The sequence below is a fragment of the Methylobacterium sp. FF17 genome (genome assembly GCF_025813715.1).
Taxonomy (GTDB): domain Bacteria; phylum Pseudomonadota; class Alphaproteobacteria; order Rhizobiales; family Beijerinckiaceae; genus Methylobacterium; species Methylobacterium flocculans.
In genome coordinates, this window is record NZ_CP107532.1 from 3419467 (window position 1) to 3443598 (window position 24132).

Genomic DNA, 24132 nt, shown 5'->3' on the forward strand with positions numbered 1-24132 from the left:
GAAACACACATGCTTGCCAGGTAGATTCGGTGCAGGGGCAGGGTCGCCCCACCGGCCATGGGCCAGACGCCGAACGCATGATCGCCACACCGAGCTTCCCGGACCTGTCGGCGCTGGTCGTCGACGAGAGCCTCTACATCCGCCGCATCGTGCGCGACATGCTCATGCGCGTCGGCATCAAGCGGGTGCTGGAAGCCCCGGACGGCGCCGAAGCCCTCGGCGTGCTGGCCGAGAGCAAGCCAGACCTGACCATCATCGATTGGGACCTGGCGATCCTCTCGGGCGAGGAGTTCATCCGTCTCGCCCGTACACCCACCACCTCGCCCTCGCCCACCGTGCCGATCATCCTGATGCTGGCCCAGCCGCGCCGGAACGTGGTCGATCGCGCGATCTCGCTCGGCGTCAACGAGATCATCGCCAAGCCGTTCTCGCCCAAGACCCTGTGGTCGCGCCTCGACGAGGTCATCAACCGGCCGCGCCCCTTCTCCCAGGTGAAGAGCCTGCTTCGGCCGGTGCCGCGCATGGCCGCCGCCGGCAAGCTGAGCTGAGCTGAGCTGAGCTGAGCTGAGCTGAGCTGACGGGCGTCGCACGGCTTATCTTGCGTAAACCATCCCGGATCCTCGCGCGGCGGTGATCGAGGCTTTGCAGTTTGCCGGGGAGACCTGTAGCTTCCTTAGGGAATGATGGTCCGGCTATCCGCCTGGGGCCACGATCGAGGATTTCGGCTCGGCCGATGAGGGAAGTGAGAGCCGCGACCATGCCGGCCCGCCCGGCGGGCGGACGGAAGCCTCCGGCGGCACCGCCGCCGCGCGTCGACGCGCCGGGATCCACGGGCCGTTCGCACAAGCGCAACGCCTATGCGGCCCTCGACCTCGGCACGAACAATTGCCGTCTTCTCGTGGCCGAGCCCGCCGCGAACGGCTTTCGCGTCATCGACGCGTTCTCGCGGATCGTCCGGCTCGGAGAGGGCCTGGGCAGTTCCGATCGTCTGAGCGAGGCGGCGATCGAGCGGACGGTGGAAGCGCTGCGGGTCTGCCGCGTCAAGATGCAGGCGCGCGGCGTGGTCCGAGCCAAGGTCATCGCAACCGAGGCCTGCCGGCTGGCGGTGAACGGCGCCGAGTTCGTGGAGCGGGTGCGCAGCGATGTCGGACTCGACCTCGAGATCGTCGACCGTCAGACCGAGGCCTACCTCGCCGTGACCGGCTGCGCCGCCCTGGCCGACCCCTATTCCGAATCGGTCGTGATCTTCGACATCGGCGGGGGCTCGACCGAAATCGCCTGGCTCGACGGCACGGCCACCAACCCGTCCGCCGACCCCACCCTGCGCATCCGCGCCTGGGATTCCCTGCCCGTCGGGGTGGTGACGCTGGCCGAGCGGCATGGCGGCTCGGACGTCACGCGCCTGACCTTCGAAGGCATGGTGGAGGAGGTCGCTGACCGGCTCGCCCGCTTCGCGATCCGGGCCGCGCCCGCCGCGAATGCCCGGCACTTCCACCTGCTCGGCACTTCCGGTACGGTGACGACACTCGCGGCGATGCACCTGCGGCTCGCCCGCTACGAGCGCCGGCGGGTCGACGGTCTCTGGATGAGCGACGCCGAGGTCGGTGACGCCATCGACGACCTGCTCGACACCCGCCTCGAGCAACGGGCGGACAACCCGTGCATCGGTCGCGACCGGGCGGACCTCGTCCTGGCGGGATGCGCTATCCTTGAGGCGATTCGCCGGGCGTTCCCGTCCGACCGCCTGCGCATCGCCGATCGCGGCCTGCGCGAGGGTCTGCTGATGAACATGATGCGTGAGGACGGCGTCTGGCGCCGTGGGGGTTACCGGTGAGTGACAGGCGTGGTGCCGGCGGTGGTTTGCGCGGCGAACTCAAGCAGCGGGTAAAGACCGGACGGGGCCGCACGGCCTCGCAGAAGCGCTGGCTCGAGCGGCAGCTGAACGATCCTTACGTCGCGCGGGCGAAGCGCGAGGGCTACCGCTCGCGGGCGGCCTTCAAGCTCATCGAGATCGACGAGCGCTTCAAGCTTCTGAAGCCGAACCAGCGCATCGTGGACCTCGGCGCCGCCCCCGGCGGCTGGTCGCAGGTGGCGGCCAAGATCGTCGGTCCGAGCGGCCGCATCGTCGGCATCGACCTCCTCGAGATCGAGCCGATGGTGGGCGTCGAGTTCATCACCCTCGACTTCCTGGCGCCCGAAGCGCCGAAGCTGCTGACCGACCTGCTCGGTGGTCCGGCGGACCTCGTCCTCTCCGACATGGCCGCCAACACCACGGGCCACAAGCAGACCGACCACCTGCGCATCATTGGGCTGGCCGAGACGGCGGCCGAATTCGCGCGCGAGATCCTGGCGCCGGGTGGCTCCTACCTCGCCAAGGTGTTCCAGGGCGGTACCGAGGGGACGCTGCTCGCCGACCTGAAACGCGATTTCGCCACCGTGCGCCACGTCAAGCCGAATGCGAGCCGGGCCGATTCGAGCGAACTCTACGTGCTGGCGAGCGGCTATCGCGGCCCCACCGGCGCGGCGGTCGACCCGCACGCCGGCTGATCGAACGCGCGTCAGATCTTGCAGGCGCCCGCGAGCGCCGTGTTCTCGGCCTCCGTGAACAGGCGCGAGCGAATCAGGAACCGCTTGTCGCGGCCGTTCTCGAGGGAGAACATGCCCCCGCGTCCCGGCACCACGTCGAGGATGAGGTGCGTGTGCTTCCAGACCTCGAATTGCGGACGGCTGATCCAGAAATCGGCGCCCGCGACGGTCCCGAGACGCACGTCGCTGTCGCCGGTGAGGAAGTCGCCCACCGGGTAGCACATGGGCGAGGAGCCGTCGCAGCAGCCCCCGGACTGGTGGAACATCACCGGGCCGTGCTCCGACCGCAATTCTTCCACGAGCGCGATGGCGGCCGGGGTCGCCGTGACGCGCAAGGGGGTGCCGTCGGCACCGGCCTGGTCGACGGTGGTGGGATCGAGGGCGGCGGTCTCGCTCATGTCTTCCTCCGTGGACGGGTCTTTCCGCACAGATAGGGCGGGGAACGAAAAAGCCCCGGCCGTTGCGGGCCGGGGCGAGTCTCACTCGGGTTTGGACGGGTCGGCGCGGATCAGAAGAAGCCGAGCTTCTTGGCCGAGTAGCTCACCAGCATGTTCTTGGTCTGCTGGTAGTGGTCGAGCATCATCTTGTGGTTCTCGCGGCCGATGCCGGACTGCTTGTAGCCGCCGAAGGCCGCGTGGGCGGGATAGGCGTGATAGCAGTTCGTCCAGACGCGGCCGGCCTGGATGGCGCGGCCGAAGCGGTAGGCGCGGGTCCCGTCGCGGGTCCAGACGCCGGCGCCGAGGCCGTAGAGGGTGTCGTTGGCGATCGAGAGCGCGTCGGCGTCGTCCTTGAAGGTCGTCACCGAAAGCACGGGGCCGAAGATTTCCTCCTGAAAGATGCGCATCTTGTTGTGGCCGCGAAACACCGTCGGCTTCATGTAGTAGCCGTCCGCGAACTCGCCGTCCTTCAGGTTGCGCTCGCCGCCCGTGAGGCACTCGGCGCCTTCCTGCTTACCGATATCGACGTAGCTGAGGATCTTCTCCAGCTGCTCGGAGGAGGCCTGGGCGCCGATCATCGTGGCGGGGTCCAGGGGGGATCCCTGCGTGATCGCCTCGACGCGCTTGATCGCCCGCTCCATGAACCGGTCGTAGATCGATTCGTGCACGAGGGCGCGGCTCGGACAGGTGCAGACCTCGCCCTGGTTCAAGGCGAACATCGTGAAACCTTCGAGCGCCTTATCGAAGAAGTCGTCGTCCTCGTTCGCCACATCCGAGAAGAAGATGTTCGGCGACTTGCCGCCGAGTTCCAGCGTCACCGGGATCAGGTTCTGCGAGGCGTACTGCATGATGAGCCGGCCCGTCGTCGTCTCGCCCGTGAAGGCGATCTTGGCGATGCGGGGGGAGGAGGCGAGCGGCTTGCCGCATTCGAGACCGAAGCCGTTGACGATGTTGAGCACGCCGGGCGGCAGCAGGTCGGCGATGAGTTCGGCAACCACCAGGATCGAGGCGGGCGTCTGCTCGGCGGGCTTCAGCACGACGCAGTTGCCGGCCGCGAGCGCGGGCGCGAGCTTCCACACCGCCATCAGAATCGGGAAGTTCCACGGGATGATCTGGCCGACGACGCCGAGAGGCTCGTGGAAGTGGTAGGCAACCGTGTCGTGGTCGATCTCAGAGATCGAACCTTCCTGTGCGCGCACGCAGCCAGCGAAGTAGCGGAAGTGATCGATGGCCAGCGGAATGTCCGCATGGGTCGTCTCGCGGATCGGCTTGCCGTTGTCCCAGGTCTCGGCGAGCGCGATGAGATCGAGGTTGTCCTCCATCCGGTCGGCGATCTTGTTCAGAATGCGGGCGCGCTCGCCCGGCGCGGTGCGGCCCCAGGCCTCCTTGGCGGCATGGGCGGCGTCCAGCGCCTTGTCGAGGTCGGCGGCGTCCGAGCGGGCGACCTCGCAGATCACCCGGCCGGTGATGGGCGAGGTGTTCTCGAAGTAGCGGCCCGCGACGGGCGCGACCCACTGGCCGCCGATGAAGTTCTCGTAGCGGGCCGAGAACGGGGCCTTCGTGCCCTGGCTGAGAAATTCCGGCTTGTTCATCGCGTATCCTCCTGGTTGTTTTTTATAGACCGCAGCCAAGGCCAGGCGCGGCCTCGAATCAAGATAGACTTTTGGCCAACGGGCGGCCCGACGATCTTCGCACGCAGCCGGAATGGCGTTCCGGCATGGCCCCGATGGTAGACTCCCTGACGCGGATTGGCGACCCGGCGGAGGGCTCAGCGCGGGGTCAGGCGAGCGAAGCGGCGCGCCAAGATGCGCCGGGCCGTCCGTGCGTCGATGCGTGGCCCCGAGGCCGTGACACCCCCGGCATCGACGAGGAGTCCGGTCGCGCGGCCATCGGACTCGATGTCCAGGGCGACCCGGGATCCGTCCTCGGCCACGAAGACGCGGTCGCTCTCGGGCGTCAGGACGAGGCCGGGGAGGCCGATTCCCCGCGCCACGAGCCGGTCGCCGTTGCGGGTCAGGGCCACCGCCGTCCGGGGACCGGTGCGGTAGATGCCGACGTATCGGTCGAGCACATTCGACGGAACCGTGATCCCGGTGGCTTCCGGTTGCCCAAGCGCGAGGGCGCCAAGGCGGCGCGACAGGGTCTGGGCCGGCGTGGTCTCGGTATTGCCGAGGACCACGATCGTCAGGCCGAGATCCGGATAGGTATCCTTGATCGCCGCGAACCCGTCGAGAAATCCGCCATGCGACCACAGGCGTTGGCCGTAGGCGCGCCCGAGATACCATCCGAGTCCGTAGCCGTAGCCGCGATCCTCCACCATGGTCGCGAGGGAGGCCGGCGCGAGGACGCGGCCGGACAGAAGGGCCCGGTCCCATGCGACAAGGTCGTCGAGGGTCGAGACGAGCCCGCCGGCGCCGGCAACCGCCGCCGCCACGACGGGCGGCGCGTTGCGCCAGGTCCCGTCCGCCCGGTGATAGCCGCTGGCGCGCTGCGGAAGCACCCGCTCCGGATCGGCGTCCCCGGTCGCGGTGAGCCCGGCGGGCCGAAGGACGAGAGTCCGCACCGCATCCGCGAATCCGAGTCCCGTGATGCGCTCGACGATCGCCGCAAGGAGGATGTATCCGGTGTTGCTGTATTCCTGGCCCCTGCCCGGCGGGAACAGAAGATTTTCGGCGAAGAGCCGGGCGACGACCTGCATCGGCGTGCGCGCGGTCCGGGCGATCGCCGTCGGGTAATCCGGCAGGGCCTTGACGTTGGGCAGGCCGGAGGTGTGGTCGAGGAGCATGCGCAGGGTGATCGCCCCCCAGCCCGGCGGCAGGCCCGGCATGTGGCGCGCGGCCGGATCGTCGAGGGAGAGTCGCCCCGCCTCCTGCAGGGTCAGGATCGCGGCGGCGGTGAACTGCTTCGTCAGAGAGGCGATGCGGAAGCGGGTATGGGGCGTGTTCGCCACCGACCATTCGCGGTTCGCCGCCCCGTAGGCGCGGCGGAACAGGACCACGCCGTCACGCGCGACGATCACCGCCCCGGAGAAGATGCCCGCGCGGGCATAGGGCTGCACGAGAGCATCGGCGCGCTCGGCGAAGCTCAGAGCGGGTTCCGCTTGCGCGGCGCCGGGTCTCGCGAGCACCAGGAGGAGCAGGGACAGGGCGATGCGACGTCGCGGCTTCGGCACCTTCGCATCCTCCCGGTCCAACGCCGCACGCCCCGCAGTCAGGCCCAAACACCCGCGATGGAATCAGCCACCGCAGCGTGGCCGTGGACGCTTGTGCGGGATTGTGGCGGCACCGTGCCGGACACCCTGCTTGGCTGCCATGCGGGTTCGCGGATTGCCGGGCCATCGCGCCGGCACGATGTGAGACCCGGGAACGTTCTTCTCCGACGAGCCCGAACGACCGCATGATCTTCTGAGGACGGCCCCTGGTGAGCAGCACTCCGGTAGCGCGTACGCTGGCCAGACCGCAGCCGGTGGAAGGCCCTGTCTGGACGGGGCCGGGGTTCGGCGAGTTCGTGGGTATCGTCGCGCTGATGATGGCGGTCACGGCGATCTCCATCGACAACCTGCTGCCGGCCTTCCCGGCGATCCAGGCCCAGTTCGGCGTGCCCGACGCCAACAGCCTCCAGCTCCTCGTCTACGTCTACATGATCGGCTTCGGGGCGGCGCAGATCGTCTACGGACCGCTCTCGGACACCTATGGCCGCCGCTCCGTCCTGCTCGCGGGTCTGGCGATCTACGGTGTCGGGACCTGCCTCGCGATGGTGGCCCCGTCCTTCGGCTGGCTGCTCGCCGCGCGCGTCATCCAGGGCATCGGCGCCGCGAGCGGCCGCGTCCTCTCCACCGCGATCGTGCGCGACCGCTTCGCCGGGCGCGAGATGGCGAGCGTGATGTCGCTCATCATGATGGTCTTCCTCATCGTGCCGATGATCGCGCCGGCCATCGGCGGGGCGATGCTGCTGTTCGGCTCCTGGATCTACGTCTTCGTCTCGATGCTGGCGCTCGCCGGCATCCTGATGGTCTGGTTCAGCTGGCGGATGCCCGAAACGCTGCATCCGCAGTACCGGCGGCCCCTCTCGATCCGGGCCGTGGCGCAAGCGGTGGGGGTGACCTTCCGCAACCGCGTCGCGGTGGGTTACGCCACGGCGCTCGGCCTGCTCACCGGCTGCATCATGGGCTATGTCGGCTCCGCCCAGCAGGTGTTCGATACGGGGCTCTACCATCTCGGCGCCCTGTTCCCCCTGGCCTTCGGTCTCGTTGCCGGATCGATGGGCGCCGCAACCCTGGTCAATGCGCGCCTCGTGCGCCGCCTCGGGATGCGGCCGCTCTCGCATGCGGGTCTGAGCCTGTTCGTCGTGGTGGCGGTCCTGCAGGTGGTGGTGGGCCTCGCCTATCACGGGCACCCGCCGCTCGCGGTGTTCCTGTCGATCCTGGCGGCGAACCAGTTCCTCATCAGCTTCGCCATGCCGAACTTCAACGCGCTCGCCCTGCAGCCCCTCGGCGAGATCGCCGGCACCGCCTCGTCCTTCCTCGGGTTCTACACGACGATCCTGGGCGCATTCTGCGGCTACCTCATCGGGCAGGCCTTCGACGGATCGGTGCTGCCCATCGGCATCGGCTACGCGCTCCTCGGAAGCCTTGCCCTGGCGGTGGTCGCCTGGACCGAGCGCGGACGTCTGTTCCGGGGCGGCGTCTCCGGTTGAGGGCCGCGCGTCCTTAACGCCGTCTTCAGCCCGTCCCCACAATGCTCCGCACCCGACTTCCCAGACGGAGCCCGATACGTGACCGGCCGTGCCCAAGACGGAACGCTTCTCCTCGCGCGCCTGCTCCTTGCCGCTGCGCTCCTACCAACCGGCATCGCCCGCGCGCTGAACGTCTCGGGTTTCGCCCTGACGCTCGCCGGTACCGGCCTGCCGTCTCCGAACGCCGTCGCCACGGCCGCGGTGATCGTTCAGGTCTTCGGCCCCCTGGCCCTGATCCTCGGCGTGCTGCCGCGCCTCAGCGGCCTCGCGCTCGGGATGTTCGTGGCGGTGATGGCCGTCCTGCTCCACCCCTTCTGGCAGTATCTCGGCCCGACCGCCGTCGCGGAGCGCACGCTGTTCCTCGCGGATCTCGGGCTGGCGGGCGGCTTCCTCCTCTACGCGATGACGGGCCCGGGGAACTGGAGCTGGATGGGCTGGCGGCAGGGCGCACGGATGCCCGGCAAGGCCGCCCCGGCCAAGCCGGCCGCGCGCGCGTCGGGCGCGAAGCCGAAGCGCTCCGCCGGACGCGGCCCCGTCCGGGCCGCCGCCTGAGACCCTACGGTGTCGCGGTCGGGGGCTCCTCGGCGAGGCGGCGCTGCCCCGAGACCTCGGCCCCGGCATCGGGCCGGAGTCGGCGGAAGGCAAGGAACGAGGCCAGCGAGATCGCCGCGACGGTGAAGAACGCCGGCCCGAAATCGCCGGCCTCGATCTCGTGGCGCCCCTGGGCCGCGGCGGATGCCTCGAGCGCCAGGGCGCCGATGGACACCCCGAGGCTGAGGGAGAGCTGCTGGGCGACGCTCGCGAGGCTCGTGGCCGCGCTCATCGCGCGCGTGTCGAGTTCGGCGTACGCGATCGCGTTCACGCAGGTGAACTGCAGCGAGCGCACGCAGCCCCCGAGCAGCAGCGCGCAGACGATGAGCGCGTGCGGGGTCTCGGCGGTGAAGAGCCCGTTGACGGCCAGGAAGCCGGAGGCGACCACCGCGTTGACTAGCATCACGCGCCGGAACCCGTAGGTCCGCAGGATGCGGGGCCCGATGATCTTGATCAGCAGGGCCCCGGCCGCCGCCGCGAAGGTGAGAAGGCCCGATTGCAGCGGGTCGAGGCCGAACCCGATCTGCAGCATCAGCGGCAGCAGGAAGGGAATTGCACCGGTACCGATGCGGAACAGGCTGCCCCCCGTCACGGCGGCCCGGAAGGTCGGGTAGGACAGGAGGTCGAGCCGGATCACCGGGTGGGCGACGCCGCGCGAATGCCGCAGGTAGAGCGCCAGCAGGACGATGCCCGCCGCGAGGCATCCCCACGATACGCCGTTCGGCAGCAGATGGCGCCCCGTCGAGGCGATGCCCAGCATCAGCGCGGCGAGGCCGAGCCCCGAGAGCAGGAAGCCCAGGACGTCGAGGGGCGGGCGCTCCGCCTCGCGGACGTTCTCGAAATACAGGGTCGCCAGCACGATCCCGGCGATCCCGATGGGAATGTTGATGAAGAAGATCCAGCGCCAGTCGAGATAGGTCGTGATCAGGCCGCCCAGCGGTGGGCCCATGATCGGCCCGATCAACGCGGGGATCGTCAGATAGGCCAGGGCGCTGACGAGTTCGGCCTTCGGCACGCTGCGCAGGATGAGGAGGCGACCCACCGGCACCATCATGGCCCCACCGAGTCCCTGCAGGAAGCGGGCGCCGACGAAGCCGGTCAACGAACTCGCGGCGGCGCAGGCGAGGGACCCCGCCATGAAGACGCCGAGCGCGATCCGGAACACCGTGCGCGTCCCGAACCGGTCCGCCGCCCAGCCGCTGATGGGGATGAAGATCGCGAGGCTCACGAGATACGCCGTCAGGGCGAGCTTAAGGGCGATCGGATCCTCGCCGAGGCTCCGGGCGATGGTGGGAAGGGCGGTAGCGATGACCGTCGCGTCGGTATTCTCCATGAACAGGGCCGTCGCGACGACGAGGGGGACGATCTGGGAGGCACGCATGCGCGGGGATATAGGCGACCGCGCGCCGCTCGGATGCCCTGCCGTCATCGAAAGCCGAACGCGATTCGTACGCGGGCCGACAATTTTCATGAGGTCGCCGGATGAAAGGGGCCATGCCCAACGTGCAGGGCGCATGGCCGAATCCGCCGTGGCTCTGCGGCCACATCGGACCGGCAACCGACCCGGGCGGCCCCGGGCGGCGTTTCACACGGTTCCCGGAGCCGCTAAGCTCGCCCTACGTTTCGGTCGACGCATGCCCCTTCGGCGGGATGACGCACGGCCGCTGATCCAGTGCCTGAGAAAGTCATCGATGCGTCCGAGGTTCGAACATCGTCGCAGGTTGCCGGGGATCGCCGCATCCGCCGCCCTCGGCCTCGCCGTCGCGGGCTGCGGCACGGTGGTGCTCACCGAGACCGGCGTGCTGACCCGGTACGACCACCTCGCCTCCAGCGACGAGACGGCCAGTTCCTCGCGGATCTTCGTCGATCCCGCCGCGCTCGCCGCCACCCGCACCGTGCGCATCGTGCCCACCAGCTTTCCCGAGGGGGTGGCACCGGGCCTGACCCCGGCGGAGCGCAAGCTCGTGGCGAACGCGGCCGACCGGGCGCTCTGTTACGAACTCTCCCTGCGCTACGACGTCGTCTCCACGCGCAAGGCCGACCTGACGGTCCGCTCGGCCGTGACCCGGATCGACCTTACCAACGTCCCGGCCGCCGGGGCCACGATCGCGACTTCGGCGGGCATCACCATCGCGTCGCAGCTCGGTGCCGGCTTCGCCACCACCGTCGGCCGCATCCCGATCCCGCGCATCCCGATCGGCCTGGGCAGCCTCACGGTGGAAGCCGAGGCGCTGGACGAGCGCAACCGGCAGCGCGCCGCGATGGTCTGGGGCGGGGCGACCAACGCCTTCACCAACCAGGCGCGGTTCTCGCCGGCCAGCGACGCCTACGACCTCGCGGGCGAGTTCGGGCAGGATTTCGGGTTCTACCTCGCCACCGGGCAGGACCCGTTCAAGGCGCCGCTCACCCTGCCGACATACGATCGCGTCCGCGTCACCACGCTGGGTGAAGCACCGCTGGACCCGGATTGCGAGGCCTTCGGCCGCGCGCCCGGCCTCGATGGCATCCTCGGCGACTATGTCGGCGCCCCGCCGGACTGGACCGACAAGGGACCGGCCGAAGGGCTGCCCGGCGCTCCCCGGGCCGTGCGCTAGGCGCAACCCCCACCGGACAACGGCGTCACCGACGCATTTTCCTGTGGCGCCGGGCGCTTCGCCGCTTTGCGCCGCTTCCCCGCGCATGATACTGGCCCGTGCCAACCCGATGACGCCGCGATGCCTGACAAGGCCCGGCTCAGGCCCCTGTTTCGGAGTTGGTTCATGGCCCGCATCACCGCAGATTCCATTATCGAGGGTCTGACCTTCGACGACGTTCTGCTTCGTCCCGCAGCGTCCTCGGTGATGCCCGCCGACGTGAAGATCGCGAGCCGGCTCACCCGTACGATCCACCTCAACCTGCCGATCCTGGCCTCGGCCATGGACACCGTGACCGAGGCGCCGATGGCGATTGCCATGGCGCAGAACGGCGGCATGGGCGTGATCCACCGCAACCTCGAGCCGCCGGAGCAGGCCGAGCAGGTCCGCCTCGTGAAGAAGTACGAATCGGGGATGGTGCTCAACCCCATCACCATCCACCCCGACGAGACTCTGGCCGACGCGTTCTCGCTGATGAAGCAGAACCGCATCTCCGGCATTCCGGTGGTGGAGCGTGGGCCCAACGGCTCGCGCGGCAAGCTGGTGGGCATCCTCACCAACCGCGACGTGCGCTTCGCCACCAACTCGTCGGAGACGGTCGCCGACCTGATGACCCGCGACCGGCTCATCACCGTGCGCGAGGGCGTGAGCCAGGACGAGGCCAAGCGCCTGCTGCACCAGTTCCGCATCGAGAAGCTGCTCGTCGTCGACGACCACTACCGCTGCATCGGCCTCATCACCGTCAAGGACATCGAGAAGCAGGTCGCTTATCCGGGCGCGGTCAAGGACGAGCAGGGCCGCCTGCGGGTCGCGGCTGCCACCACCACGGGCGACAGCGGCTTCGAGCGGGCCGAGCGCCTGATCGATGCGGGCTGCGACGTCATCGTGGTCGACACCGCCCACGGGCACTCGATCAAGGTGCTCGACGCGGTGCGCCGCGTGAAGCAGCTTTCCAACGCCGTGCAGGTGGTGGCGGGCAACGTCGCCACGCGCGAGGGTGCACAAGCCCTGATCGATGCGGGTGCCGACGCGATCAAGGTCGGCATCGGCCCGGGCTCGATCTGCACCACGCGCATCGTGGCCGGCGTCGGCGTCCCCCAGCTCACCGCCCTGATGGAGGCCGTCGAGGCGGCGCAGAACGCCGACGTGCCGGTCATCGCCGATGGCGGCATCAAGTACTCGGGCGACCTCGCCAAGGCGATCGCGGCCGGCGCCTCCGTCGCCATGCTGGGCTCCCTGCTGGCCGGTACCGACGAGGCCCCCGGCGAGGTGTTCCTGCACCAGGGCCGCTCCTACAAGAGCTATCGCGGCATGGGTTCGGTCGGCGCGATGGCGCGCGGCTCGGCCGACCGCTACTTCCAGGCCGAAGTCAGCGACACGCACAAGCTCGTTCCCGAGGGCATCGAGGGGCAGGTGCCCTACAAGGGCCCGGTCGCGGCCGTGCTGCACCAGCTCGCGGGTGGCCTGCGGGCGGCCATGGGCTATGTCGGCGCGCCATCGATTCCCGAGTTCCAGGAGAAGGCGCAGTTCATCCGCATCACCAATGCGGGCCTGCGCGAGAGCCACGTGCATGACGTGACCATCACCCGCGAGAGCCCGAACTACCCAGGCCGCGCTTGATCTCGCCTGACGGTTCGATCCGCGTCAGTTCCTGCTTCGGTCGGTGCTGGCGCGGATAGACCTCGGCGCTGTAACCACGCACGATATCCGGGCGGTGCGAATTGCCTTCACAGGCGGGGGACTCCATCGCGGGGTACGGATGCTCTCCAGCGCCGTGATCCTGCGACGTCCCCTGAGCGGCAAATGCTTCCCCATCAACGTCATCGGCTGCGCGATGTTCGTCGCGCATCTCGGCCTCGTCATCCCGCAGGGGTGATCCGCGCGAAAGATCCGCCGTGACCGTGCAAGCCATACTGGCACCCGCCTTCGCGCAGGTGTTCCTCACCTTCGCGCTCCTGCTCTGGACCGGCCGGGCACGCCTCCGGGCCGTGCGGGGCGGGGACGCGAAGGGGCGGGAACTGACCCTGGGTCAGCGCAACTGGCCGGCGCCGGCCCAGCAGGCGGCCAACACGTTCTCGAACCAGTTCGAGTTGCCCGTCCTCTTCTACGTGCTGACCGGGTTCGCCCTGGCGACGCGAAAGGCCGACCTCGTCTTCGTCATCCTGGCCTGGGTCTTCGTGGCCTCGCGCATCCTGCATGCCGGGATCTATCTCACCTCCAACCACGTGCCGCACCGCTTCCAGGCCTACCTGGTCGGTTTCGTGGTGCTGCTGGCGATGTGGATCCTCTTCGCGATCCGAATTTTCCTCGCCCCGGTAGGCGTCTGATGCAAGGCCGCGATGGATCGACGGGGGTCGCGTCCGTTACAGAAGACCGGTTGAAGAAGCGAAGGACCTGACCATGCGCGTTCTCGTCGTCGGCGCCGGGGCCACCGGTGGATATTTCGGGGCGCGCCTGGCCGAGGCCGGTCGCGACGTGACCTTCCTGGTCCGGCCCGCGCGCGCGGAGAAACTCGCCTCGGCCGGCCTCGTGGTGGAGAGCCCGCTCGGCAACCTCCACCTGCCCGCGCCGCGGACCGTGACAGCCCGCGACCTCGCGGCGGGTGGAGGAAGCGGGTTCGACATCGTGCTCTTCTCCTGCAAGGCCTACGACCTCGACGCCGCCATCGCCGACGTGGCCCCGGCCGTCGGACCGGACACCGCGATCCTGCCGCTGCTCAACGGCATGCGCCACCTCGACGTCCTCGACGCGGCCTTCGGGGCGGAACGGGTGCTCGGCGGCTCCTGCGCCATCGCGGCGACCCTCGGACCCGCTGGCGAGATCCGCCAGATGAACGCGCTCCACACGCTGACCTACGGCGAGCGCGCCGGTGGCCGTTCGGCGCGGGTCGAGGCCATCGAGGCCCTGATGCGGGGCGTCAACTTCCAGCCACGCCTCAGCGAGCACATGGTGCTGGAGATGTGGGAGAAGTGGAGCTTCCTGGCGACGCTCGCGGGCGCCACCTGCCTGATGCGCGCGACCATCGGTGACATCGTAGCATCGCCGGGCGGCCTGTCCTTCATCGAGGCGCTGATGGAGGAATGCCGGGGGATCGCCGAGGGGGCGGGCTACGCGCCCCGCCCGGAGGTGATGGCCAACACCCGCAAGACCCTGACCACCGAGGGATCGGCCTTCACGGCCTCGATGCTGCGCGACATCGAGGGACGCGCGCGGATCGAGGCCGACCACATTGTCGGCGACCTGATCGCGCGGGCGCCGGACACGGTCGCGCACCCGATGCTCGACCGCGTCTACACCCACCTCAAGGCCTACGAAGCCCGCCGAACCCGCGAGACCGCCGCTCAGTAGCGCGGTCCGGGGGACGGAGGCGGCGACCCGTATTCGAGCTGGGTCTTGGCATCGAGGCGGCGCGGGGGCGGCGCCGAGAGGTCGGGGGCGGCCGGAGCCGTGGAGCAGGCCGCGACGGCGAGCAGGAGAAGGCCGGCGACGGTGAAGTGGATGACGGACGACATGGGGTTCTCTAAAGCTCCGGATCACCGCTCCGCGCGGCACCGTCGCACAGGCTCGTCCCCGAACACGCCCGAAGCTCGGCCGTAATGTGACCGGTCACCGCCCGAAGCGTGACCGTATCGCGGCGCCCACCGCCATTCCGAGGATCTCGCCCTGACCCCCCCCGCCCGACTCTCCGCCGCCATCGAGGTTCTCGCCGACATCGCCGCGCGCCGCCGCCCCGCCGCCGACGCCCTGAAGGATTGGGGCCTCGCGCATCGCTTCGCCGGGTCCGGCGACCGCGCCGCCATCGCGAGCCTCGTCTATGATGCACTTCGCCGCCGTGCCTCGGCCGCCTGGATCATGGGGGACGAGAGCCCGCGCAGCCTCGTCATCGGGATGCTGCGGCTCCAGTACGGACGCGCCGCGCCCACCATCGCGGAGATGTTTACGGGCGAGCGCTTTGCGCCCGAGCCCCTGACCTCGGTCGAGCAGCAGCGCCTGACGGTAGGGACGCTCGACGATGCACCCCTTCACGTTGTCGGAGACGTGCCCGGATGGGTGCTGCCGTCTCTGGAAACCACGTTCGGTGAGGCGACTCGTGACGAATTGCGGGCTTTGGCCCGGCGCGCGCCCCTCGATATCCGCGTGAACACCCTGAAGCGCAGTCGGGCGGACGCGCAGGCCGGCCTCGCTCATCTGGCGCCGGTTCCCACGCCGCATGCGCCGAACGGCCTGCGGATTCCCCTCGGCGAGGACGGGCGCGGCCCCGCCCTGCACGTGGAGCCCGAATTCATCGACGGCTGGTACGAGATCCAGGACGAGGGATCGCAGCTCGCGAGCCTGCTCAGCGGCGCGCGGTCCGGCGAGACCGTCATCGACCTCTGCGCGGGCGGCGGCGGCAAGACCTTGAGTCTCGCGGCCCAGATGGGCAATGCCGGCCGCCTCATCGCCAGCGATGACGATCCACGCCGGCTTGCCCCGATCCACGAGCGCCTTCGCCGGGCTGGGGCCACGGCCGAGATCCGCACGCCCCGCGCCGGCAAGGCCCGCACCGACGTCCTGGCCGACCTCGACGGGACCGCCGACCGGGTGCTCGTGGACGCGCCCTGCACCGGCTCCGGCACCTGGCGTCGCAACCCGGACGCCAAGTGGCGGATGCGCCCGAACGCCCTCGACACCCGGATCACAGACCAGGCCGCCGTGCTCGACCGGGCCGCACGGCTGGTGCGGCCGGGCGGGCGGATCACCTACATCACCTGTTCGCTCCTGCCCGAGGAGAACGATGCCGCGGTGGCCGGCCTACTCCGCCGCCGTCCCGAGGACTTCGCTGTGGTCGGCGCCGGATCGGTCCTGGCCGAGCGCGCGCCCGAGCTCACAGCGTCCATCCGCCTGACGGATCACGGCCTGCAGATGAGTCCGGCCCTGACCGGCACCGACGGGTTCTACGTCGCGACGCTTCAGCGTCGGGGCTGAAACGAGACATGGCCCCGCGAGGGGCCATGTCGGAGCGAACGATCACCGCGCCCGCTCTCAGGCGCAGCGGTGCTTGATCTCAGAAGCAGCGGCGCTTGCGCACCACGACCGTGCGGCCGAACGGCCCCCGGCGCTTGGTCACGACGGTCGTGCAGCGCGGTCCGCGGACCACGCGGCGCTCCACGATCCGGACCTGCTCGATTCCGTTCGCCGGCGCGATGCCGGTCGCGAAGGGCAGGGCGGAGGCCGAAGTGGTGCCGAGGCCCGTGAGGGCGAGGGCGGCGATCCCGAAGATGGTGGCTCTCATGGCTGAGGCTCCTGTTCGTTGCTGGGGGGGCACCGTCTCGCCCCACGACGATGAACAGGACGTTAAGGCGTTCGCGCTCCGAATCCCCAGCCCGATGCGGTTCGCGGGGCGGCTCTGCGGAGCGATCCGTTGCACGGGGCCGAGGCCTCGTCTAACTCCGGTTCCATGACGACAGACCACGACAAGATCCTCATCGTCGATTTCGGCAGTCAGGTGACTCAGCTCATCGCACGCCGCGTGCGCGAGGAGGGGGTCTATTGCGAGATCGTACCCTTCACCAAGGCGGCCGAGGCCTTCGCCGAGACGAAGCCCAAGGGCGTGATCCTGTCGGGCGGCCCGGAATCGGTGACCACCGAGGCCTCGCCCCGGACGCCCCAGATCGTGTTCGAATCGGGCGTGCCCGTCTTCGGCATCTGCTACGGGCAGCAGACGATGGCGGCGCAGCTCGGCGGCGAGGTCGAGGGCGGCCACCATGCCGAATTTGGCCGGGCGGAGATCGAGATCCTGTCCGACTGCCCCCTGTTCAAGGGCGTCTGGCATGTCGGCGAGCATTACCCCGTCTGGATGAGTCACGGTGACCGGGTCACCAAGCTGCCCGATGGTTTCACCACCGTGGCCATGTCGAAGAACGCACCCTTTGCGGCAGTCGCCGACGAAGCTCGCAACTACTACGCGGTGCAGTTCCACCCCGAGGTGGCGCACACCCCGCACGGCGCCCTGCTGATCCGCAATTTCGTGCGTGACATCGCGGGTTGCTCCGGCGACTGGACCATGGGCGCCTACCGCGAGGAGGCGATCGAGAAGATCCGCGCGCAGGTCGGCACCGAACGGGTGATCTGCGGCCTGTCCGGCGGCGTGGACAGCGCCGTGGCGGCCGTGCTGATCCACGAGGCGATCGGCGAGCAGTTGACCTGCGTGTTCGTGGATCACGGCCTGCTGCGCATGGGCGAGGCCGAGGAGGTCGTGCGCCTGTTCCGCGACCACTACAACATCCCGCTCGTCCACGTGGAGGCGCAGGACCTCTTCCTCGGCGAACTCGACGGCGTCAGCGACCCCGAACAGAAGCGCAAGACCATCGGCCGCCTGTTCATCGACGTGTTCGAGGCGGAATCGAAGAAGATCGGCGGCGCCGCCTTCCTCGCGCAAGGGACACTTTACCCGGACGTGATCGAGAGCGTCTCGTTCACGGGCGGTCCCTCGGTGACGATCAAGAGCCACCACAACGTGGGCGGCCTGCCCGAGCGCATGAACATGCAGCTCGTCGAGCCCCTGCGCGAACTGTTCAAGGACGAGGTCCGGGTGCTCGGCAAGGAGCTCGGCCTGCCCGAGGCCTTCGTCGGCCGCCACCCCTTCCCGGGCCCGGGCCTCGCCATCCGCTGCCCCGGCACGATCACGCCGGAGAAGCTCGAGGCCCTGCGCAAGGCCGACGCGATCTACCTGGAGGAGATCCGCAAGGCGGGCCTCTACGACACGATCTGGCAGGCCTTCGCGGTGATCCTGCCCGTGAAGACGGTGGGCGTGATGGGCGACGGGCGCACCTACGACCACGTCTGTGCGCTCCGCGCCGTGACCTCCGTCGACGGCATGACCGCGGACTTCTACCCCTTCGACATGGCCTTCCTCGGCCGGGTCGCCACCCGCATCATCAACGAAGTCAAGGGCATCAACCGGGTGACCTACGACATCACCTCGAAGCCGCCCGGCACCATCGAGTGGGAGTGAGGGGCTGCTTCCCAGCAACCGATCGTCCGACCGAGACGCCCCGTCTCCGGTCGGGCCGGGCGTAGCCACCGAACCGGTCCATCACGGGTCGCGGACGCACGCACCCGCATGACCGATCAGACATTGTGAGAAAAACTTGGCTGGGGCGCCAGGATTCTGACCCAGCGGCCAACTCCGCGCAAACCACTGATTCCTCGGCGGAATCCGGGTCGCATCTGAACATGTCGTACAGAAATGTGTGACGCCGATCAAGGCCCGATCCGCCGCTGCTGATATTGCCTGTCCATGGGCACGTCTCACGTGTCACGAACCATTGCTGAATCCTACGGATGTCCCGGCGGACTTCAGATCGGGCACGCCCGCACCTATCTGCGCAGGATGGCCAGTTCCGACATCCCAATCCGCCTCGAGAAGCTGCGCTTTCTCGTCGACGACCTGCGGCTAACGTCCGCGCTGTCCGGCGCCGCGCCTGATGCCTGGTCCGGCCGACTGATCGCGCGGCACGTCCTGGTGCGCGCCTACGACGTCGTCGCCCACAGCCGCGGGCTGCGCCGGCTCGTCCAGCCGTTCGGATCGATCCAGGCCTTCAACGAAGCCAAGGAGACCTACGCCACTTGGTTCGACGAGTACTTCAAGACGACCCGGCACAAGCTCAGCGCTCACGTCCAGGATCTCGACTTCGGGCGTCGCATCGAGCTGTGGAACGACGTGGAGGCCGGCAAGATTGGTGTCTTCGTCGACGGCGCCGCGCAAATCTACGAGGCGTTGTCAGGCCTCGGGCTGCCGGGCTACGCGCCGCTGCCCGCGGCTCCGGCCGAAATCGGCGACGCCGCCTTCGCGGCCGCGCTCATAGATTTTCGCGCGTCCGCCGCTGCCCCGCGCGCGGAGTTCGCCGCCGACCCGCTCGGGATGACGCGGCCGGGGACGCTCAGCGGCATGGGAACGACGCCGCTCCACGAGCGGGCATCCCAGCTCGCCCTGATCGCGCGCTGGATTGCCTGGGATCAGGCGGTGCTCGATCGGTTCTCGGCGTTCCCTCGGGTGCGCAGAATCCTTCAGGCGCGGCTCGTCACGGACGTCGTCAGCTTCGCCGACTGCCTCGTGACCCGGCCGGTCGCCGCGGGGGCGCTGCAGGCGTTGACGGGTCTCGACGACCTGCTTGCGGCTGAGGGAGGCCCCTCGGAGCCTCTGACGGCCTTCCTACGGACGTATCGTTTCGAACAGGCGGTCGATCGCCTGCGGCCGGCGCGCAACAAGTTCGGGGCGCATCTCGACGACGATCCGACGATGGGACTGTCGGACGTGCTCGCCCTCTTCGACGCGCTGGATTGGTCGGACGTGCCCGCCGTCGCCGAGACCCTGCGGACGGCCTTTCGCGCCGCCTGCCACGAACGCGTCTACCTGATCAGCTATCTCGCGGACGGCGAGGAGATCCGCGGCGCGGTGCCGCGGCCGAGCGATACCGTGACGGCTTACGACCCGACGGCGCCCGCCGCGGCGTGGCCTCGACTCACGCGACCCGGCGACCGGTCGGAAGGCGATCTTCGCGCGGCCCTAAGCGACTGGCTCGGCCCGGACGCGGACCGCGCAGAGGTCGCGGCGGAGATGTTCCGGGCCGTCTGCTCCGGCAATACCGGCGAGGCGTTCGTACTCGAACACGCTATCGGCAGCGGCCAAAGGTGGGAACACCATACGTTCACGCGTGGCCATCGTGTCCTCCTCGACGAACTGTCGAACGCCCGCACCCCAGAGGAGGTCGGGCGGCTGCTGGAACTGCTCCTGCGGGCCAGCCGCAATCACCCCGTCCGAGCCGCCGAGGTTCTGGTCCGCTTCGCCGCGGAGCCCGGTGCGCAATGGCAGTGGCCAGGCTTCTGCCGGGCGCTCGGCGAGGTCGCCGCTTGGGATGCCCCGTCGCACCTCGGACCCCTGCGCGCCGCAGCCAGGCCCGACGAACCCTGGGACCTGCGCCGCGCGGCCATCCTCGGCCAGTTCGGCTGCTTCGTCCGGTTCGAGGGCGTCCTGCGGGTGAACAGCGGCGGCCCGACGCTGGACTTAACGCGGGATATCGAGCCACTCCTCGCCTCTACGACGCCCCATCAGCGTCTGGAGTTACGGCTCGCGATGGTGAGCGCTTTCTGCGCGTACGGCATGGACATCTTCGTGCGCGCGTTCGAGACCGAGTTCCGGGCGCTCCACGACGACCTGCACGCGCTCGTCCGCGACGAGTTGGGGCGTCAAGGCCGCCCGGAGCGCAGCGATGCCGCGCTCAAGCTCATCGCCCACCTCGACATGGTCGGCGTCGTGCTGCTGCTCACCGAGCCTTCGCCCGGACCGGACGTGCGCGAACTGCTCGGGCTCGTGCAGGACGGGACGATCGTCCCGGCACGTCACGATCTGGCCGGACGGCATCTGGCTTGCTGCCTCTGGCTGGCAGGGGACATCGAGCGGGCGCTGACCGTGGCGACGCGGTTGACGCAGCGCCAGCCCGGATCCGCATCCTACGAACTGCTGCGGCTCGAAATCCTGACCAACCACCCCGGCTGCAAAGAAGAGGTCATGGCCGGCGCGGTGCGCCTCCGGCGCGATTTTGACCTGTCGGCCGAGGAGCTTGCGCGGGTATCGGCGATCGAGGCCTCGCCCGAACCGACCTGATCCAAGTCGGCTGCCGCGCCCTCGTTCACAGGGCTGCTAGCACCCACGGCTCGGAGCGCGTCGAAATCCCGCGTGCCTTCACGGCGATCGGCCGGATGGGACCGATGTCCCGCCATCGGCCCATCAGGATCTCGGCGCCCACATGGGTTTACGGCTGTGTTCGTCCATTAGGGCCTGTCGTCGCCTGAACGGATTGGGGTCGCTGGCGTTTTCCTCTCTCTGATGCAGGAGGGGTGATGCTGAGCGACGCGCAATGGTCTGAACTGGAGCCCCTGGTCGAGGCCTGCCGGCCCAAGGCCAAGACACCCCCGCAGGATCTGCAGCGTACGCTCTCGGCGATCCTCTGGCGGCATCAGAACGGGGCCAAATGGCGGGCCATTCCGGAGGAGTTGGGTCCGTGGTGGCGGGCAGCGCAGATCTTCATCCGCTGGTCCCGTGCCGGCGTCTGGGAGCGGCTGCTCGGCCTCGTGCAGGAACGGGGCGTCCAACTCGGAATGGTGTTCCTCGACGGTACGAACATACGCGCGCACCAGAAGGCAGCCGGTGCCGCTAAAAGGGGGGATCTGGGGCCGAGCGAGACGCTCGTGAAGCTCTTGGCCGCTCGCGTGGCGGCTATGGCACCAAGGCGTGCGTGATCGCCGACGGGCAGGGCCGCGCCATCGCCTTCCAGCTGGCACCGGGGCAGGCCCATGAACTGCCCCATGCGGTTCCGCTCCTCGATCAGCTGCCCGGCGTGCCCAAGTGGGTCGTCGGGGACCGCGGCTACACCAGTCACGCCTTCCGCGAGCACATCTGGGATATGGGCGCTCGGCCCGCGATACCGCCCCAACGTCACGAAGCGCCCGTCGCATGCCCGAACTGGATCTACAACAACCGCAATCAGGTCGAACGCCTCTGGGCCAGGCTCAAGGAATGGCGTGCCATCGGCACCCGATACGAGAAGACCGCCATCAGTTTCATGAACGTCCTCTGCCTCGCCGCCGCCATCGATTGGCTCAAGCGATGACACACCCTAGCATTACAGTTGCGTTTTCGATGGGGTTCTGACTCTGTGCAGCACCATGACGCGCACATTATGGACGACCGGGACCTCTATCGAGGCGACGCTGGAGTTGTGGGCCTCGTCTCTGCGAGAGGTGAAGGGGCGCATGCGGCCCCTGTTCAGCCAGGAGCGGGTCGCCGCCTCGGCGGGAGCGTTCCTGGACGGACTGCTCGGCGCGGAGCGGCGTAAGACCGGTTGGATGCGGGCGGAAGCCGCGGGCGATCCTGGGCCTTGGCGTCAGCAGGCGCTGCTCGGTCGCGGACGCTGGGATGCCGACACCCTGCGCGACGTGGTGCGGGATTATGCCCTGGAGACGCTGGCCGACCCGGACGCGGTTCTGGTCCTCGACGAGACCGGCTTCCTCAAGCAGGGCAAGGCTTCGTGCGGGGTGCATCGCCAGTACACCGGCTCGGCCGGCAAGATCACGAACTGCCAGATCGGTGTGTTCGCAGCTTATGCCTCGCGGCACGGTCATGCCTTCATCGATCGGGCCTTGTACCTGCCCAAGACCTGGACCTCGGATCCGACCCGGCTGGCCGCCGCCCACGTGCCGGAGGGGACAAGCTTCGCGACCAAGCCGGGGCTGGCTCTGGCGATGATCGAGCGGGCGATAGCTGCGGGCGTGCCGTTCTCTTGGGTGGCGGCCGACACCGTCTACGGGGTCGGCGACATCGAGATGGCGCTACGCCGGGCGGGCAAGGGCTACGTGCTCGGGGTCAAGACCGATCACGCATTCAACTCCTGGGTCGGCAAGCCGGAGATCGCCGGCACTGCCGAGACGATCGCGAACGGCCTCGCTCCCTCGGCCTGGATGCGCCTGTCGGCGGGAGACGGAACGAAGGGCGCGCGGCTGTATGACTGGGCCTATTGTGAGTTGGCTGACCTCGATGGTGCCGACGACCAGACCGGCCTGTGGACGCGGGGGCTGCTGATCCGCCGCAGCCTGGCTGACGGCGAGCAAGCCTACTTCACGACCTGGTGCCTGGCCGGCACGCCGCTCGCGACCCTGGTGGCGGTCGAGGGACGGCGCTGGAGCATCGAGGACGCGTTCGAGACCGCCAAGACCGAACTCGGGCTCGCCCACAACGAGACCCGCTCCTGGCATGGATGGCATCGGCACGTCAGCCTGGTGATGCTGGCCTTCGCCCTGCTGGCGGTGATCCGCCATCACGCCAACGCGCCGCCCCCAAAAAGCCGAGCCCGGCCGAGACAGCGCGCCCCCTGATCCGCTGGTCGGTGCAGGAGATCCGCCGCATCGCCGTGCGGCTGGCGCAGCGGCGCATCCAGCCCGCTCACGTCATCGCATGGTCGCTCTGGCGACGGGCGCATCAGGCCGCGGCCCATCAAGCGCATCTGAAACGCCGTGCTGTAAACCAGAAGATGCGCCGACGACGCAAAGGCCGGCCGTCCACGCCGAACAAGGAACCCATTCGCAACAAAACGCAACTGTAATGCTAGGGGGGCGAGTGTGGGATCGTTGAGTAAAAATGAACGTCGACGAAACAGTCGTTTTTCGCACATATGCATCATTGCAATTTGCGGGCACAAACCGGGAACAAGCTAGCTTGGCACACGTTATAATACTTTGGCCTTTTGGGGTGGCCCTATGAAATTCACGAAATATGACTTTGGCCACCTGGACCGTGGTGACGTTGTCGAAGTTACACTACAGGGCAGTGCAGCCAATGTTAGGTTAATGGATAGCTCAAACTTCAGCAACTATAAATCAGGTCGTCAGCACCGTTATACGGGTGGTCTGGCAAAACAGTCACCAGTTAAATTAGTAGTACCAAACTCCGGGCATTGGTATTTGACCATCGATATGCAAGGGCTTCAGGGTACGACTCGGTCGTCTGCACGTGTTATTCCTGCCGCGGCGATGCGACCACTGCCAACCTTCAATGAGGCACCTCTTAGCAGTATCCGGTCATTGGTTCGAGATGCAGAAGAGGAACTTGTTCCAGCTGTGGATGGACCGGATGGACGCACCTTCGACGTGTTTATTTCACACGCGTCAGAAGACAAAAGTGACGTTGTCCGCCCGCTCGCTAACGCTTTGAAGCAGGCTGGCCTCAGTGTCTGGTATGACGAGTTCGAGCTACGCATTGGCGATAGTCTCCGGCGCAAGATCGACAAAGGGCTAGCTAGCAGTCGTTTCGGTGTTGTTATTCTTTCCAAGGCTTTCTTCGGGCGTGGCTGGCCGGAATATGAGCTGGATGGCTTGGTCACACGATCCAATTCAGGCGAGCAGATTATCCTTCCTGTCTGGCATGACGTCAGCAAAAAGGAAGTTATCGGCTACTCTCCGTCGTTGGCCGACAAGCTGGCACGTAGCACGTCGACCCATACGGTTGAAGAAATCGCCGCCGAAATAGTCGAGGTCATCCGTTCTCCGGCAGATTAAGTCAAAGCTAAACATCATCTGTCAGTCTCTGCCGCAGTAGGAGTTTCGAGGCTAGAGGC

General features: G+C 68.4%; 23 protein-coding genes. 16 read left to right on the plus strand and 7 right to left on the minus strand.

What is annotated here, in order from left to right; translation table 11 throughout:
* Window positions 1-77: 77 nt before the first annotated feature.
* The 3 genes from OF380_RS16175 to OF380_RS16185 all read left to right on the plus strand — a co-directional run bounded on the left by OF380_RS16175 (window position 78) and on the right by OF380_RS16185 (window position 2547).
* Window positions 78-548, plus strand: coding sequence for a response regulator (locus tag OF380_RS16175; RefSeq protein WP_264045713.1), 471 nt, complete (start codon window positions 78-80; stop codon window positions 546-548).
* 185 nt (window positions 549-733) lie between these two features.
* Window positions 734-1834 (plus strand): Ppx/GppA phosphatase family protein, encoded by a 1101-nt coding sequence (locus tag OF380_RS16180; protein ID WP_264045715.1) that lies wholly within the window; start codon window positions 734-736, stop codon window positions 1832-1834.
* Entirely contained in the window at window positions 1831-2547 is a 717-nt protein-coding gene (locus OF380_RS16185; protein WP_264045716.1) for an RlmE family RNA methyltransferase, read from the plus strand. The genes OF380_RS16180 and OF380_RS16185 overlap by 4 nt, the downstream gene beginning before the upstream one ends.
* Window positions 2548-2558: 11 nt before the next feature.
* On the opposite strand, the gene OF380_RS16190 is transcribed toward OF380_RS16185, so the two are convergent.
* The 3 genes from OF380_RS16190 to OF380_RS16200 form a co-directional block, all read right to left on the minus strand.
* On the minus strand, window positions 2559-2984 hold the full coding sequence (locus OF380_RS16190; protein WP_264045718.1) for a DUF779 domain-containing protein: 426 nt from the start codon (window positions 2982-2984) through the stop codon (window positions 2559-2561).
* A gap of 110 nt (window positions 2985-3094) precedes the next feature.
* On the minus strand, window positions 3095-4615 hold the full coding sequence (adh, locus tag OF380_RS16195; RefSeq protein WP_264045720.1) for an aldehyde dehydrogenase: 1521 nt from the start codon (window positions 4613-4615) through the stop codon (window positions 3095-3097).
* 176 nt (window positions 4616-4791) lie between these two features.
* On the minus strand, window positions 4792-6195 hold the full coding sequence (locus OF380_RS16200) for a serine hydrolase (protein WP_264045722.1): 1404 nt from the start codon (window positions 6193-6195) through the stop codon (window positions 4792-4794).
* 353 nt (window positions 6196-6548) lie between these two features.
* On the opposite strand from OF380_RS16200, the gene OF380_RS16205 reads away from it, so the two are divergent.
* Window positions 6549-7718: a multidrug effflux MFS transporter gene (locus OF380_RS16205; protein ID WP_264051353.1), complete on the plus strand. Its 1170-nt coding sequence runs from the start codon at window positions 6549-6551 to the stop codon at window positions 7716-7718.
* Window positions 7719-7796: 78 nt separating this feature from the next.
* A complete protein-coding gene (locus OF380_RS16210) occupies window positions 7797-8309 on the plus strand; it encodes a DoxX family protein (RefSeq protein ID WP_264045725.1) in 513 nt (170 codons plus the stop codon).
* A gap of 4 nt (window positions 8310-8313) precedes the next feature.
* Here OF380_RS16210 and OF380_RS16215 read toward each other — a convergent pair whose 3' ends face one another.
* Window positions 8314-9729, minus strand: a complete 1416-nt coding sequence (locus OF380_RS16215; protein ID WP_264045726.1) for an MDR family MFS transporter — start codon at window positions 9727-9729, stop codon at window positions 8314-8316.
* A 310-nt stretch (window positions 9730-10039) separates the two neighbouring features.
* Between OF380_RS16215 and OF380_RS16220 the strand changes: the two genes are divergently transcribed.
* The 4 genes from OF380_RS16220 (at window position 10040) to panE (ending at window position 14329) form a co-directional block, all read left to right on the plus strand.
* Complete coding sequence (locus tag OF380_RS16220; RefSeq protein WP_264045729.1) at window positions 10040-10942, plus strand: DUF3313 domain-containing protein; 903 nt, start codon at window positions 10040-10042, stop codon at window positions 10940-10942.
* A 165-nt stretch (window positions 10943-11107) separates the two neighbouring features.
* Window positions 11108-12601, plus strand: coding sequence for an IMP dehydrogenase (gene guaB / locus OF380_RS16225; RefSeq protein WP_264045731.1), 1494 nt, complete (start codon window positions 11108-11110; stop codon window positions 12599-12601).
* 275 nt (window positions 12602-12876) lie between these two features.
* Window positions 12877-13308: an MAPEG family protein gene (locus OF380_RS16230; protein WP_264045733.1), complete on the plus strand. Its 432-nt coding sequence runs from the start codon at window positions 12877-12879 to the stop codon at window positions 13306-13308.
* Window positions 13309-13381: 73 nt separating this feature from the next.
* The gene (gene panE, locus OF380_RS16235; protein WP_264045734.1) at window positions 13382-14329 is read left to right on the plus strand and encodes a 2-dehydropantoate 2-reductase; all 948 of its coding nucleotides are present in this window, start codon (window positions 13382-13384) and stop codon (window positions 14327-14329) included.
* Here panE and OF380_RS16240 read toward each other — a convergent pair.
* On the minus strand, window positions 14323-14493 hold the full coding sequence (locus OF380_RS16240; RefSeq protein ID WP_264045736.1) for a hypothetical protein: 171 nt from the start codon (window positions 14491-14493) through the stop codon (window positions 14323-14325). The genes panE and OF380_RS16240 overlap by 7 nt on opposite strands.
* 94 nt (window positions 14494-14587) lie before the next feature.
* Window positions 14588-14749, minus strand: a complete 162-nt coding sequence (locus tag OF380_RS16245; RefSeq protein ID WP_264045738.1) for a hypothetical protein — start codon at window positions 14747-14749, stop codon at window positions 14588-14590.
* 84 nt (window positions 14750-14833) lie between these two features.
* On the opposite strand from OF380_RS16245, the gene OF380_RS16250 reads away from it, so the two are divergent.
* The gene (locus tag OF380_RS16250; RefSeq protein WP_264045739.1) at window positions 14834-15946 is read left to right on the plus strand and encodes an RsmB/NOP family class I SAM-dependent RNA methyltransferase; all 1113 of its coding nucleotides are present in this window, start codon (window positions 14834-14836) and stop codon (window positions 15944-15946) included.
* Window positions 15947-16025: 79 nt separating this feature from the next.
* Here the strand turns inward: OF380_RS16250 and OF380_RS16255 are convergent, their stop codons facing one another.
* Window positions 16026-16253, minus strand: a complete 228-nt coding sequence (locus OF380_RS16255; RefSeq protein WP_264045741.1) for a hypothetical protein — start codon at window positions 16251-16253, stop codon at window positions 16026-16028.
* A gap of 165 nt (window positions 16254-16418) precedes the next feature.
* On the opposite strand from OF380_RS16255, the gene guaA reads away from it, so the two are divergent.
* The 6 genes from guaA to OF380_RS16285 all read left to right on the plus strand — a co-directional run bounded on the left by guaA (window position 16419) and on the right by OF380_RS16285 (window position 24073).
* Entirely contained in the window at window positions 16419-17975 is a 1557-nt protein-coding gene (gene guaA, locus OF380_RS16260) for a glutamine-hydrolyzing GMP synthase (RefSeq protein ID WP_264045743.1), read from the plus strand.
* Between the two features lie 285 nt (window positions 17976-18260).
* On the plus strand, window positions 18261-20627 hold the full coding sequence (locus tag OF380_RS16265) for a hypothetical protein (RefSeq protein ID WP_264045745.1): 2367 nt from the start codon (window positions 18261-18263) through the stop codon (window positions 20625-20627).
* 236 nt (window positions 20628-20863) lie between these two features.
* Window positions 20864-21633, plus strand: a protein-coding gene (locus tag OF380_RS16270; RefSeq protein ID WP_264045747.1) for an IS5 family transposase whose coding sequence is annotated in 2 segments (ribosomal slippage) — window positions 20864-21179 and window positions 21179-21633 — 771 coding nt in all. Because the reading frame shifts where the segments join, the coding sequence is not laid out codon by codon here.
* Between the two features lie 55 nt (window positions 21634-21688).
* Window positions 21689-22894, plus strand: coding sequence for an IS701 family transposase (locus OF380_RS16275; RefSeq protein WP_404810462.1), 1206 nt, complete (start codon window positions 21689-21691; stop codon window positions 22892-22894).
* Window positions 22895-22905: 11 nt separating this feature from the next.
* Window positions 22906-23121 carry a hypothetical protein gene (locus OF380_RS16280; RefSeq protein WP_264045155.1) on the plus strand — a complete coding sequence of 72 codons (216 nt, stop codon included), beginning with the start codon at window positions 22906-22908 and terminating at the stop codon, window positions 23119-23121.
* Window positions 23122-23275: 154 nt separating this feature from the next.
* Window positions 23276-24073 carry a DUF1883 domain-containing protein gene (locus OF380_RS16285; RefSeq protein ID WP_264045749.1) on the plus strand — a complete coding sequence of 266 codons (798 nt, stop codon included), beginning with the start codon at window positions 23276-23278 and terminating at the stop codon, window positions 24071-24073.
* The last annotated feature ends 59 nt before the right edge of the window (window positions 24074-24132 follow it).

What these genes read in the sequence shown, in the direction of transcription:
- OF380_RS16175 (WP_264045713.1), top strand. Translation starts at nt 78, where the DNA reads ATGATCGCCACACCGAGCTTCCCGGACCTGTCGGCGCTGGTCGTCGAC.
- OF380_RS16180 (WP_264045715.1), top strand. Translation starts at nt 734, where the DNA reads ATGAGGGAAGTGAGAGCCGCGACCATGCCGGCCCGCCCGGCGGGCGGA.
- OF380_RS16190 (WP_264045718.1), bottom strand. Translation starts at nt 2,984, where the DNA reads ATGAGCGAGACCGCCGCCCTCGATCCCACCACCGTCGACCAGGCCGGT.
- adh (WP_264045720.1), bottom strand. Translation starts at nt 4,615, where the DNA reads ATGAACAAGCCGGAATTTCTCAGCCAGGGCACGAAGGCCCCGTTCTCG.
- OF380_RS16205 (WP_264051353.1), top strand. Translation starts at nt 6,549, where the DNA reads ATGATGGCGGTCACGGCGATCTCCATCGACAACCTGCTGCCGGCCTTC.
- OF380_RS16215 (WP_264045726.1), bottom strand. Translation starts at nt 9,729, where the DNA reads ATGCGTGCCTCCCAGATCGTCCCCCTCGTCGTCGCGACGGCCCTGTTC.
- OF380_RS16220 (WP_264045729.1), top strand. Translation starts at nt 10,040, where the DNA reads ATGCGTCCGAGGTTCGAACATCGTCGCAGGTTGCCGGGGATCGCCGCA.
- guaB (WP_264045731.1), top strand. Translation starts at nt 11,108, where the DNA reads ATGGCCCGCATCACCGCAGATTCCATTATCGAGGGTCTGACCTTCGAC.
- panE (WP_264045734.1), top strand. Translation starts at nt 13,382, where the DNA reads ATGCGCGTTCTCGTCGTCGGCGCCGGGGCCACCGGTGGATATTTCGGG.
- OF380_RS16240 (WP_264045736.1), bottom strand. Translation starts at nt 14,493, where the DNA reads ATGTCGTCCGTCATCCACTTCACCGTCGCCGGCCTTCTCCTGCTCGCC.
- OF380_RS16245 (WP_264045738.1), bottom strand. Translation starts at nt 14,749, where the DNA reads ATGCGCGAGGCCCCAATCCTTCAGGGCGTCGGCGGCGGGGCGGCGGCG.
- OF380_RS16250 (WP_264045739.1), top strand. Translation starts at nt 14,834, where the DNA reads ATGGGGGACGAGAGCCCGCGCAGCCTCGTCATCGGGATGCTGCGGCTC.
- OF380_RS16255 (WP_264045741.1), bottom strand. Translation starts at nt 16,253, where the DNA reads ATGAGAGCCACCATCTTCGGGATCGCCGCCCTCGCCCTCACGGGCCTC.
- guaA (WP_264045743.1), top strand. Translation starts at nt 16,419, where the DNA reads ATGACGACAGACCACGACAAGATCCTCATCGTCGATTTCGGCAGTCAG.
- OF380_RS16265 (WP_264045745.1), top strand. Translation starts at nt 18,261, where the DNA reads ATGGGCACGTCTCACGTGTCACGAACCATTGCTGAATCCTACGGATGT.
- OF380_RS16275 (WP_404810462.1), top strand. Translation starts at nt 21,689, where the DNA reads ATGACGCGCACATTATGGACGACCGGGACCTCTATCGAGGCGACGCTG.
- OF380_RS16285 (WP_264045749.1), top strand. Translation starts at nt 23,276, where the DNA reads ATGAAATTCACGAAATATGACTTTGGCCACCTGGACCGTGGTGACGTT.